The organism is Streptomyces sp. NBC_01237, assembly GCF_035917275.1.
Classification (GTDB): domain Bacteria; phylum Actinomycetota; class Actinomycetes; order Streptomycetales; family Streptomycetaceae; genus Streptomyces.
The window spans coordinates 4686772-4698896 of record NZ_CP108508.1 but is presented as its reverse complement, the minus strand read 5'-3'; the positions used below and the strand labels follow the sequence as shown (position 1 = coordinate 4698896).

Sequence of the window (12125 nt, the reverse complement as noted above, 5' to 3'; positions counted from 1 at the left end):
TCAGCCCTCCATCACATAGCCGTGATGGGCGATCTCGATCGTCTCCATCGCGACCTTCGGCGACTCGGGCGTGAACGACGGGCCGGTCCAGCGCACGGGGACGACCTCCAGCAGCCCCCACTGGGCCACCTTGCGCCCGTCCCCGGTCCGCGCCTCGATGTGCGCCGTCTTGCGGCTGAACCCGGTCGTCATCGTGGCGAACCAGCGCGCCACCTTCTCCGTCTCCCGGGTGAGCGGCCGGGAGAGCTTCACATTGGAGTACTTCAGGCGGGTCGGCAGCTGCCACAGATGACCGTTGTTGCCGCCCTCCTCCCGCGTTTCGAGCACCACTTCGCAGCCCAGGCCGTCACATGTGTTGAACGACCCCAGCTCGATGTCGTCGATCGTCACGACGAAGCAGACGCTGACGGCGGGGTCGCTGTCCTGAGCGGTGGCCATGACACGTACCTCTCTCAGTGGGTGGTGCTCAGTGGCGGGTGTTGATGAGGAATCCGGCGCGTTCGCGTTCCAGCCGGAGGTCGGCCTTGAGGAGACGGCTGAGCGGGGCGTACAGGGCACGGACCAGCTCGTCCGTCACGGGCGGCGCACCCGCCTGGCCCGGTGCTCCACCACCACCGGCGCGGGAGGCAGGAGCACCGGCCGCGTCACCTGAGGAGGACTCGGAGTCCGGTTCCGCGTCCGCGTCCGGTTCCGGTTCCGTCGCCGTGTCCGGTACGGGGTCGGGTGGCGGTGGCTCCTCGGTGATCTCCGCGTCCCGCTGGACGACCGGTCGCGCCGTGCCCGAAGGCGGCGAGGCCGACGTGGCGGACGGGGGGCCGAAGACGACGCTTCCGTCGGGCATGCGCTGGGCGACCCCTGCCGCGACGGCGAAGGCACCGGCCGTGGGAAAGGCGCTGCGGCTGCCGCCACCCGGCGGCCGTTGGCCGGTCCGCCGCTGCACCGGGAGGCGCGACGCCGTGGGGGGCGCGCCCGGGGAGGCGACGACGGTCCGCTGCACGGAAGGCGCTCCCGCGTACGTGCCCGCGCCCGTCCCCGTCCCTGTACCCGCTCCCGTACCCGTCCCCGCCGTGGTCCAGCGCACGGGCACGGCGTCGGGTACGCCAAGGGGTCCGGCACCGGCCACCGCGCCGGAAGGCCCCTCCGGGGAACGCTGCACGACGGGTCCGATCGGCGTTTCGGCCCCTTCCGGACCGGCGGTGGTGCGAAGGGTCAGCGGACGATCGCCGAGCAGCGGGGCGGTGGGCAAGGAGTGCGGGGGACCAGGAGCAACGGGATCACCGGAGGCACCAGGAGTACCGGTGGAACGCTGGACCGCCGCCCCGGCAGCCTCACCACCGAAACCACCGGAACCACCGAAGCCACCGGGGGCGGCGCCAGACACGGCACCGGACACGGACACGGACACGGACACGGCACCGACGAGCGGATCGTCGCCGAGCAACGGGGCGGTGGGCCCGCTCATGTCCGTACCGACGGACGGCGGCTCGGGTCCTTCGTCCGGTACCGCCGGTACCGCCACCTCCGGTAGGCCGGGGCCGTCCTCCGCACTCCGCGACACGGGAACCGCCGCCGCGCCCCCCTCACTCCCGGCGCCGCCCCCGCTCCCGCCCCCACTCCCCGGTACGGAAGCGGCGGCCGATCGCTGAGCTGTCGGCGGCAGTCCGGCCAGAGGCGCCCCGAGTCCGGGCGCGCGCCGGGCCGGCTCCGCTGCCGGAGGCTCCACACCACGCTGAACAGCCCCACTCCCGGCGGTCCCCGCATCGCCCGGTGGCGGGATCACCGACTGCGGTACGAGGGGTTGTTCGCCGACGAGCCGGTGTACGGGAAGGCCGGCCACCGCCCGCTCCCCGGCCGAGGTCATGGCCGGTGCGCCACCCGCGTACACACGCTGTACCGGCACCGTCGCCACTCGCATCGGCATCTCGACGGACCGCTGGGCCGTGGGCGACGGCCGCGGGCCCACCGGCGCCGGCGCGGTGAGCCCGTGGACGAGTCCGGCGGGCGCGTCGGGGCTGACGAGATGGCCCAGGGGCGTACCGAGAGCGGTGTCCCGCCGGGTGGACAGCGACTGCTCGAACCCGGAGGGATCGGTGACGAGTTCCTGCCCGGCGAGGGTCCGCTGCACGGGCACCAGCCGAAGCACATCGACACGGTCGTCCCTCGGCGCCGGAGTCCGCGCGCCCTGCGCGGCCACCGGCACGGCCCCGCTCGTGGAACGGCCGCCGCGCAGCCAGGACATCAGCCCCATGGATCTCGTGTCCTCCCCCGCGCCACCCGCTACTGCCCGTTGAGGCGAGCGATCTGTGCGACGAACTTCAGGCGTTCCGGATGTTCCAGGTCCAGCAGGTCATCGAGCGGCCAGTGGAAGTGATAGGCGAGGTACGCGACCTCCTCGTAGAGCAGGTCGGCCGCGTACGTCACGATTCCCCCAGGCGGCCACCGGCGAGATCCACCGCGAACTCCTCCTGGCAGGAGGGACAGGTGACGGCGGCGCGGGTGTGTCCCTCGGCGTTGATCCGGCGGTAGAAGTCCTGGAGGAACGCCAGGTCCGAGGCGAACAGGTCCTCGATGATGCCGGGGTGGATGTCGTCGATGGTGCCGATCCGGGTCACGACCCGGGAGATCAGGACGACGGAGAGGTACGCGGAGTTCTCCCGGACCCGGTCGTCCCGCAGCGGCACCAGTTCGTCGCGGGCGGTCGCGAGCCGCATGACTCCGCCGCGGTGCACGGCGCCCGAGTCGTCGACGTACCCGCGCGGCAGCTCGAAGGCGAACTCCGTCCGCAGCGGCTCGGGATGCCGGTCCCGGCCCTGCTGCTCCGCCCGCTCCGTCCTTTCCTGCTGCTCCTGCCCGGGGGCCTGGAACTGGACCGTACGGCGCATCAGTCGAGTTCCATGCTCTCGTAGGTGATCGCCAGCTTCTCCGTCAGGACCGAGGTGTCGCCGGCCTTGAGCGTGCCGATCTCCAAGGACTTCGGCCAGGCGTTGATGAGCTTGTAGCGCTTGATCGGCATGCCCTCGTAGTCGTAGACGATGACCGAGCCGTTGCGGCGGGCGTCCGTCATCCGGCCGAAGCGCGAGTCCTTGATCCAGCGCTCGAAGCTGTTGTCCTCCGTGAGGCCGCGCGTCACGGTGACCTCACCGGCCTTGGGCCGGCCCGGCAGCTTCTTCAGGGCGTACTTGCCGTCGGCGGTGTTCTGCTTCAGCTCGATGACGTCCTGCTCCATCTTCAGACCGCTGACCTCGGTGATCTGCTTGATGAGGACGCTGTCGAATTCGAGGCCGAACGAGCACCCGACGGAACTGTCGAGATCGGGAAGTGGCACAACGGGCTCCTTACGCCATGCTCAGAAACGGACCGGGCTGCGGGCTGTTCGAGGGTCCGGTCATTCGTCGATCCCGCCGGTGCCGCCGGTCAGCTGGGAGAGCCGGAACACCACGAACTCGGCCGGCTTGACCGGTGCGACACCGATCTCGCAGATGACCTGACCCGCGTCGATGCTCTCGGGCGGGTTGGTCTCGCGGTCGCACTTCACGTAGAACGCCTCGTCGGGCGTCAGCCCGAACAGCGACCCCTTGCGCCATTCGTTGACCAGGAACGCCGAGACCGTACGGCGGATACGGGCCCACAGCGCATCGTCGTTCGGCTCGAAGACGACCCACTGCGTGCCGGCGAGGATCGACTCCTCCAGGTAGTTGAAGAGCCGCCGCACATTCAAGTACCGCCAGGCCGGGTCCGAAGCGAGCGTCCGCGCACCCCACACCCGGATTCCCCGCCCGGGGAAGGAGCGGATGCAGTTCAGCCCGAGGGGATTGAGCAGGTCGTGCTCGCCCTTGGTCAGCTGCGTCTGCAACGCGACGGCTCCCCGGACCACCTCGTTCGCCGGAGCCTTGTGCACCCCGCGCGAATCGTCATTGCGCGCCCAGACCCCGGCGATGTGCCCACTGGGCGGTACGAGGGTGGCGCGGCCCGAGGCGGGGTCGGCGACGCTGATCCAGGGGTAGTAGAGCGTCGCGTACTTCGAGTCGAAGTTGGCCCGGTCGGTGCGCCAGCCCCTGACCTGCTGGGGCGAGAGCCCCGGCGGCGGGTCGAGGATGGCGACGCGGTCGCCCATCAGCTCGCAGTGGGAGATCAGCCCCTGCTGGACGGCGATGACCGACTCCAGGTCCAGCAGCCCGCGTTCGTACGCGCTCATCAGGTCGGGAACCGCGATCATGGTGACCTCGTCGACCGCCTCCAGGCCGCCGAGCCCGGTCCTGCGGTCGGCGTCACCGACGTACACCTCGGGGGCCAGCGACCCGGCACCACCGGCGGCGGGAGCGGCGGGCGCGAGGGTGACGGACTGCGTCTCGGGGCGGGCGGGCGCGGCGCCACGCCCCGACTCCCGTACCTCGATGAGCTCGGACTTGGCGTTGACCCGGGTGGCGACGTTCTCCTTGCTGCGCTTCGTCGTCACCGAGGGGTACGTCTCCGCGACCTGCCCGTCGCGCTTCACGATGAGCTGGAAGACGTCGGAGGGAGGGTCGTCGCCCTCGGCGTCCGTCACCTCGACGCTGATCTCCCCGGCCACGCCCGGCCGGGGCCGCACGGCGTAGGGGCCGACCTGCACTTCGGACCCGGCGGCCAGTTGGCCGCTCTCCCCGCTCTCCCCGCTCTCCCCATCGCCGCCCTGCGCGGAACCGTCACCGATCCGCACGACGTAACAGATGCCGCCGCCGTTGGCGAAGAAGCCGTAGACGGAGGAGGCGAGGTACGTCCCGTCGACGAAGTCGCCGAAGGTACTGACGAACTGGCTCCAGTTCGTGATCAGCGTCGGCTCGTCGAGAGGTCCCCGCTGGGCGAAGCCGACGAAGGCGGCGACCGAGGTGCCCACCCCTTCGATCGGCCGGGATCCGGACTCGACCTCTTCGACGTAGACGCCCGGGGACAGGTACGACGGCATATGAGCCTCTCCTTGACGCGCTCCTCGACGTGCTGCTCGCCCCGTTCCACGACCGGGGAACGCCGGCAATTCTCGCCACTCGTTCGATCACCGGGAACGGATGCACGGCCGCCCTGCCGTGCACCAACGACTGCCCTAAGAGGCAACGCGACACCTCCGCCCGGACGGGCCGTCTCTGCCCCCGACCGCGCCCCCGCAGACTCCGTCCGCCCCCGGGGTCCCCCGGCACCCTGACAGGCACCACGTCCGGGCAACCGAGGGCTGGCGGGAGGGACGGCGATGAAGGCGGTTCCGGAGAAGACGGCCCCCACCGCAGCGCCCCGCACCGAGACCCCGCACCCGGCTCCTGTTCCCTCCCTGCCCTCCCCGGACCGCCACTCGCTCCAGCGGCTACGGCACCTGCAACGGTCGGCGGGGAACGCGGCGGTCTCCCGTCTGGTCGCTCAGCGCTACACGGAACCGGTGAAGCCTTCCCCCGCGCAGGCCCCGGGTTTCCGGGCGGTGAAGGCGGACGTGGCGGCGAAGCGGACCCGGATCGCTGTTCACGCGCCCGCGGCTGCGGAGTCGAAGGCGTCGCAGGACGCGGCCGTCGCGCCGCCGGACGACAAGGAGGCCCAGGGCAAGACGGCGAACGCGGAGAAGATGAATGCCGCGAAGCCGGGCGAGTTCGACAAGAAGGCGTTCGTCGACGCGGTGAACAAGGCGATCGACGCGCAGGCGCCGAAGAACCTCGACGAGGCCGACAAGTTCTCCAAGTCCGGGAAGGCCGACAAGGTCAAGGACGAGGTCGACGGGAAGGTCACGGACGGCAAGGAGTCCTCGGCCAAGGACATCGACACGGCGACGAAGGCCCCGCCGGACACCTCGGCCGCCAAGGACAAAGAGGTCACCCCCCTCACCCCGGACCAGCCCCCGGCGAACCCGGGCGCCCCGTCCGCGGCGGACGCGGTCCCGGCGAAGCAGCCCGCGGCGGTGACGGACTTCTCGGAGGGCCCGGCGCAGAACGACCAGGCGATGGCGGACGCCGAGGTCACCGAGGAACAGCTCGCCAAGAGCAACGAGCCGGAGTTCAACGATGCCCTCTCCGCGAAGAAGACCGCCGAAACGGACTCTGCGGCGGCCCCGGCGAAGGGCCAGGCGGCGGAGAACCAGCAGCTTTCCACGGCGAAGCAGAACGCGGCTGCCTCCGGCGCCCAGGCCATGACCGCGCTGACCGCGACCCGGGCATCGGCGGGGAAGCAGGTCGACGGCGGCAAGGGGGACACGAAGACCAAGGACGAGAAGAAGCGCGCCGAGGTCACGGCGAAGCTCCAGAAGGTCTACGACGGCACGAAGAAGGACGTCGAGGAGACCCTGTCCGGCCTGGACAAGAAGGTCGACACAGCGTTCACGACGGGCGAGAAATCGGCGCGGGACGCGTTCACGGCGGACCACAAACGCCGGATGAAGAAGTACAAGGACAAGCGCTACTCGGGTTGGACGGGCAAGGCCCGCTGGGTGAAGGACAAGTTCGCCGGCCTCCCGAAGGAGGCGAACAACCTCTACCAGGAGGCCCGCAAGCTCTACGTCTCCCAGATGCAGACGGTGATCTCCGCCGTCGCCGACCTCATCGGTACGGAACTGGGCAGGGCGAAGGCCCGTATAGCGAAGGGCCGCACGGAGCTGAAGGCGGAGGTCGACAAACTCCCCGCGGACCTCAAGCAGTTCGGCGAGGAGGCGGCGAAGGACTTCGCGGGAAAGTTCGACGACCTGGAAGCCACGGTCAACGAGAAGTCCGAACAACTGGTCCAGGACCTGGCCAACAAATACACCGCTGCACTGAACAAGATCGACGAGGAGATCAAGAAGCTCCAGGAGGCCAACAAGGGCCTGATCGACAAGGCGAAGGACGCGATCGCAGGAACCATCAAGACGATCAACGAGCTGAGGAAGCTCCTGCTCGACATCCTCGCCAAGGCCGCCTCCGCGGTCATGAAGATCATCAAAGACCCCATCGGGTTCCTGGGCAACCTGGTCAAGGCGGTAGGCGCGGGCCTCAACCTCTTCATCAGCAACATCACCGAGCACCTGAAAACAGGCGTCGTCTCCTGGCTTCTGGGCACCGCGCTCAAGGCGGGCCTCGAACTCCCCGCGAGGTTTGACCTCAAGGGCATCATCCAGCTCATCGGCTCACTCCTGGGCCTGACCTGGGACAACATCCGCGCCCGCGTGACCCGCAAGGGCGTCCCCGACGAGGCGATGACCGCCGTCGAAACGTCGGTCCCCGTAGCGAAGAACATCGCCCGCGAGGGCCCGGCAGGCGCGGCCAAGGAAATCCAGGCGGAGACGGGCGACCTCAAAGCCACAATCCTCCAGAAGCTGACGAGCTACCTGATCCCCACGGTCATCATCGCGGGCATCACCTGGATCCTCTCCCTCCTCAACCCGGCCTCCGCATTCATCCGGGCGGTCAAGGGAATCATCGACATCGTCACGTTCATCGTGACCCAGGGCGCCCAGATAGCCGACTTCGTCAACGCGGTCCTGGACGCGGTCATAGCGATAGCCAACGGCGGCGCGGCAGGCGTCCCAAAGCTGATAGAAGCCGCCCTGGCAACCAGCGTTCCGTTGTTGATCGGCTTCCTGGCTTCACTGCTGGGCATCGGCAGCCTGGCCAACAAGGTGAAGAGCGTCTTCCATGCGGTGTCCCGTCCCGTGAACAGGGCAATCGACAAGATCGTCGACTTCATAGCCAAGAAAGGCAAAGCATTCTGGAAAAATCTAAAGAAGAAAAATGACGAAAAGATAAAGAAACCTTCAACGGAGCCGGACAAGAGCACTCCCACCCCTTCCAAAAAGAAAGCCCCCAAAAAAGAGATCGGAGACGAAAGGAAAAAAAGGGTACTCAACGCCGCACTGAAAGACGCCGAATCTCGAATAGGCGGCGGGATCGACGGAAATTCAATAGAAAACACATTGCAGAGCATAATGAAGCGTTGGCGCCCAAAGGGCCTGCGCCGACTATGGGTCGAGACGGGCGGGTTTGCAGAGACCCCCGACTTTCGACTTAAAGCTCAGGTCAATCCAGTCGGATCGACCACTAGATATTTTCTCAATTTCCTAAGAAAATCCACCCAGGCTGCTTTCATAGCAGATATTCATGGAGACCTCCCCCTACCTACAGCGCAGCAGGCCCCCGGAGGCGCCCACCCCATATTTCATCAACGACAGCTCCCCTATTATCCGGTTCAATCAAACTCCCATCCGAATGTAAGCAGAGGACGACCGACGCAGGACACTTTCTCGATAGGCTATCTTCGATATCCAGATGGTGGAAACCCAGGAGGGAAATGGGCTGGCTCAATCAAAAGCCGAGAGCGCACCAATTACAAGCTCCACAGCGTGCGCGAGGCTCACGCCGAAGAGGGCGTGGTTAATCATTTTGATGATCTATTGAGCACCGACCCGAAAGTCCATAAATCAATTAAGAAATCTACCGATCCGAGCCTAACCCTGTACGTGACCAGGTCGCCATGCATAAATTGCGCCTCTCATATTGGAAACTTCTCCGAAAAGCTAAGCGGAATTAACCCGAAAGTTAAATCGACGGTGCACACGGCCGCACTGTACGGCGGACCCCAAGGTAAAGTCACACAAACATCGTCAGACAACATAAATGATAACTGGGACGCGATATCACGTGTAACGGCGGCCCGAACACCTCTAGGCCAGCAGGGCATCAGCAACATTCCTGCGGCCGACTTGAGGCAGATTGTAGATCCGGTCACCGGATCACGACTGGACCAGTGGTTCACATCTCGGGGAGCACCACAGATCACTCCCCCAATCAATGCCGTAATTCAGGAAATCTCCACACCGCCATTGGATATGCGTTACCCAGGACAATCTGAAGCGCAATCCAGGCAAAGCTGGGCAGCTACCCGTGAGCCATGGGTCAACCTCGATACCGGCCCAGAGCACATGGCAGCAAGGCTTGGAATCGCCGTTCTTTTATCTCGGGGTGTGGACGTGGAGCCGATTGACGCATCGGATCCACATGTTGGATTCGTCATAGGAAGTGCGCATCAAGCAGCACGTAATAACCCCTCGGGAGCCTCTCAGACGCGAGCCTTCGACCCCGCAAATGACACTGGCCTCAATGTTCAAGAGGCATTTGACTACCATTACATCCGCACACAGATGGCTGCACGTTCCAGCGAAATCAAAGCACTGGTCAACGAGGTACGAACACAACTAGCGACGATCAATATCATTTGAGCCGACTGACGGCTCACGAGGAGGCATTAGTGCCCATGGATCGTTCAGAAATGATCAGGATATTTGGCGCCGCCCTGGCGCCAACTTTGCGCTTTAGCGAGATCCCGGAACAATTGACGAACGATCAAGCCAGAATGGTGCTGAAGAGTATCGGAGTTCCCACAAGCCTCGGCGATTTGGTCGCAACAAATTTGTACAACCTGAGGCCACTGAGTGAAGTGCTGACGGGAATACCACTCCCCCCCTGGGCGCAATCTACACACGTTTTGAATTTAGGACTATTCCTCGATGGATTCCTATGTCTTGACGCAGAAGACGGCAGGATTCTCATGCTGACTCGCGCCCTTGAACAAACTCCGGTAGTACTTGCGAGCGACCTCTACACTTTTGTCACCTTACTCGCAAGGATCTCGCAAGTAGCACACCAAAGAACCTCTAGCGACATCTCAGACCTCACTGCACTGACTCAGGAAATAGATCCTCTGGCCCTGAGTTCTTCAGACAAATGGGAGCAGTTATTCGAATACTTGGCCAATTGATTCAATCGCTCGATTCTTGCATCGCATTATCACCACAAACGCTCGAACTTATTCCCGAAGATCCAAATGCCCCCAATCGTCAAACTCCATGACACTGTGGTGGATATAGCATTTATCCTCCTCTCGGCCACTCCGTTAATTACGCAAAAAAAGAGCATCCCTTGTTGAAATTCCCCACGGCTCGCGGACCGACCTGTGCTCACCCATCAGCCACCCGCACAGGCAGCGTCTTCAGCCCGTTGATGAAGTTCGACACCAGCCGGCGCGGTGGGGCCACAGAGTGGAGTGCCCCGGCGGGGAGCGCTCGGCACATCTCCTCGTACAACGCGCGCAGCTGCAACCGCGCGAAGTGCGCCCCCAGGCAGACATGAGGGCCGTCGCCGAACGAGATGTGCGGGTTCGGGGACCGGGAGAGGTCCAAGGTGAACGGGTCGGGGAAGACGCGTTCGTCGTGGTTGGCCGAGGCGTGGAAGACGACCACCTTGTCGCCTGCGCGGATACGGGCACCCGCCAACTCCGTGTCCCGGGCGCCCGTGCGGCGGAACGTCAGGACCGGGGGGTGGCGGCGGAGCAGTTCGTCCACGGCCGTGGCGAACCCCACCTCGCCGTTGCACAGGCGGCGGTACGCCTCCGGATGCTGGGCCAGTAGATGCAGGCCGCCAGGAGCCGCGCTGCGTACCGTGTCGTTGCCCGCCACCACCAGCAGGAAGAAGAACATCTCCAGTTCGGGCGCGCTCAGTTCAGGATCGGTGGCGAGGGCCGTCATCACGTCATCGGCAGGGTGCTGACGCTTGTGTGCCGCCAGCTCGTGCGCGTACGCGAACATGTCGCGCAGTGACGCCGGAGAGCGCGGGTTGACCGGCTTGCCGTCCGGGCCGAGTGTCGGTGTCCCCGCCTCGTCGGGGTCCTGGTAGCCGATGACCCGCTGGGTCCAGTGGAGAAGGAGGCCCCGGTCGCTGTCCGGTACCCCCAGCAGGTCCGTGAGGTTGAGCAGCGCGTAGTCGTCGGTGACCTGAGTGACGAGGTCGCAGGTGCCGTCGCCGTCCCGCGCCTCGGTGACCGCCCGGGTGAGCAGGGAGCGGGCGCGTTCACGTACGACCGTCTCGAAGCGGTCCACCCGGCCGGGGGTGAAGGCGCGGCTGACGAGCGTACGCAGTCGCCGGTGGTGCGGTGGGTCCTGGTTGAGCATCATGCGGCGGATGAACGGCAGGTCGGCGGGGTCAGGGTCGCGGATCTGGGTGGCGCCGAGGTACGAGGAGTAAGTGGACGAGTCCTTCAGGACCCTGACGGCGTCCCCGTGCCGGGTGACCGCCCAGAAGCCGGGGCCCGCAGGCCACCCCAGTACCTCCGGCTCCTCCTGCCACGCGACGGGGTGGTGATCGCGCAGGTGGCGGTAGCGGTCGTGGGGGATGCCCAGCGCGTACTGCCTCGGGTCGAAGATGTCCGGTACGGACGATCCGGCGTCGGGCCCGCTCACGCCGTCACCTCGCCGCCCTCCACGTGCGTGTGCGCATGCACGTCCACGTCCACGTCCGCCCGCAGGAAGTCCTCCATCACACGGATCAGGTCGAGCGGAGCCTCGTCCATCGCGTAGTGGCCGCACGAGGGCAGCTCCACCAGCTCGGCACGCGGAAACCAGCGCATCCAGGTGGCACGCTGCAGATCGGCGGAGAGGGCCGGGTCCAGCGCCCCCGCGACCGCCAGGGCCGGCACGGGCGAACCGTCGATCCGGTCGTGGAAGTCCTCGCCGGCCCAGGAGTCCAGCCAGGCCCGGAACGCCTTCGCGTCGCTGCACTCGACCGAGCGACGCACCATGCGATCCAGCCAGCCCGCCGGGCGCCGGCCTCCGGTGGTGGTGTCGAGGATGGTCCGACGGTTGTCCGGGTTCTGCGCCGCCGCGGCAAACAGCTCCCACTGCTCGGGCGGCAGAGGCAGGCCGGACGCGGGGACAGGCAACACCCCGACGATTCTGCGGACCCGCTGCGGCGCTGCGGCCAGCGTCCGCTGGATGACGGAGCCACCCATCGAGTGGCCGATCAGCGAGAACCGGTCCCAGCCTAGCCGGTCGGCCAGCGCGATCACGTCGTCGGCGCCCTCCGCCGTGGTGTACGACCCGTCCGCGTCCCTGGCCTCGCCGTATCCCCGTAGATCCACCACCGCGTACTGGAATGAACTGACGTCGAGATCCGGCAGCAGCGGGTCGTAGGCGGAGCGGTCGGCGAGCCAGCCGTGCACCGCGATCACCTTGTGCGGGCCGTCGCCGTGCAGGACATGAGGCAGAACAGACAATGCGGTCACACTGGCTCCCGTCGCGGTACGGCGATGATCTGTCGGTCAACAGCCCGCCCGCCCACGGTGGCGGCAACCAACGGCCCGCGCAAGGGCAC

Annotated in this window: 10 protein-coding genes; 2 read left to right on the top strand and 8 right to left on the bottom strand. The window is 66.4% G+C overall.

Annotated elements, in window-relative coordinates:
• Genes OG251_RS20735 through OG251_RS20710 form a run of 6 tightly spaced genes read right to left on the bottom strand, consistent with a single transcriptional unit; the run spans nt 1 to nt 4942 of the window.
• Entirely contained in the window at nt 1-438 is a 438-nt protein-coding gene (locus OG251_RS20735) for a phage tail protein (protein ID WP_073727487.1), read from the bottom strand.
• Between the two features lie 28 nt (nt 439-466).
• Nucleotides 467-2248, bottom strand: coding sequence for a hypothetical protein (locus OG251_RS20730; RefSeq protein WP_326678585.1), 1782 nt, complete (start codon nt 2246-2248; stop codon nt 467-469).
• A 29-nt stretch (nt 2249-2277) separates the two neighbouring features.
• Entirely contained in the window at nt 2278-2421 is a 144-nt protein-coding gene (locus OG251_RS20725; protein WP_187284983.1) for a DUF6760 family protein, read from the bottom strand.
• Nucleotides 2418-2882, bottom strand: coding sequence for a hypothetical protein (locus tag OG251_RS20720; RefSeq protein ID WP_326678584.1), 465 nt, complete (start codon nt 2880-2882; stop codon nt 2418-2420). The genes OG251_RS20725 and OG251_RS20720 overlap by 4 nt, the downstream gene beginning before the upstream one ends.
• Nucleotides 2882-3325: a phage tail protein gene (locus OG251_RS20715; RefSeq protein ID WP_073727493.1), complete on the bottom strand. Its 444-nt coding sequence runs from the start codon at nt 3323-3325 to the stop codon at nt 2882-2884. The genes OG251_RS20720 and OG251_RS20715 overlap by 1 nt, the downstream gene beginning before the upstream one ends.
• A 60-nt stretch (nt 3326-3385) precedes the next feature.
• Nucleotides 3386-4942, bottom strand: coding sequence for a phage tail sheath family protein (locus tag OG251_RS20710; protein ID WP_326678583.1), 1557 nt, complete (start codon nt 4940-4942; stop codon nt 3386-3388).
• 279 nt (nt 4943-5221) lie between these two features.
• On the opposite strand from OG251_RS20710, the gene OG251_RS20705 reads away from it, so the two are divergent.
• Together OG251_RS20705 and OG251_RS20700 are read left to right on the top strand one after the other, a co-directional pair.
• A complete protein-coding gene (locus OG251_RS20705; protein ID WP_326678582.1) occupies nt 5222-9199 on the top strand; it encodes a hypothetical protein in 3978 nt (1325 codons plus the stop codon).
• 35 nt (nt 9200-9234) lie between these two features.
• Nucleotides 9235-9738 (top strand): SUKH-4 family immunity protein, encoded by a 504-nt coding sequence (locus OG251_RS20700; RefSeq protein ID WP_326678581.1) that lies wholly within the window; start codon nt 9235-9237, stop codon nt 9736-9738.
• Nucleotides 9739-9937: 199 nt separating this feature from the next.
• Here OG251_RS20700 and OG251_RS20695 read toward each other — a convergent pair whose 3' ends face one another.
• Together OG251_RS20695 and OG251_RS20690 are read right to left on the bottom strand one after the other, a co-directional pair.
• Nucleotides 9938-11215 (bottom strand): cytochrome P450, encoded by a 1278-nt coding sequence (locus OG251_RS20695; RefSeq protein ID WP_326678580.1) that lies wholly within the window; start codon nt 11213-11215, stop codon nt 9938-9940.
• The gene (locus OG251_RS20690) at nt 11212-12036 is read right to left on the bottom strand and encodes an alpha/beta fold hydrolase (protein ID WP_326678579.1); all 825 of its coding nucleotides are present in this window, start codon (nt 12034-12036) and stop codon (nt 11212-11214) included. Before OG251_RS20690 ends, OG251_RS20695 begins: the two co-directional genes overlap by 4 nt.
• Nucleotides 12037-12125 lie beyond the last annotated feature (89 nt).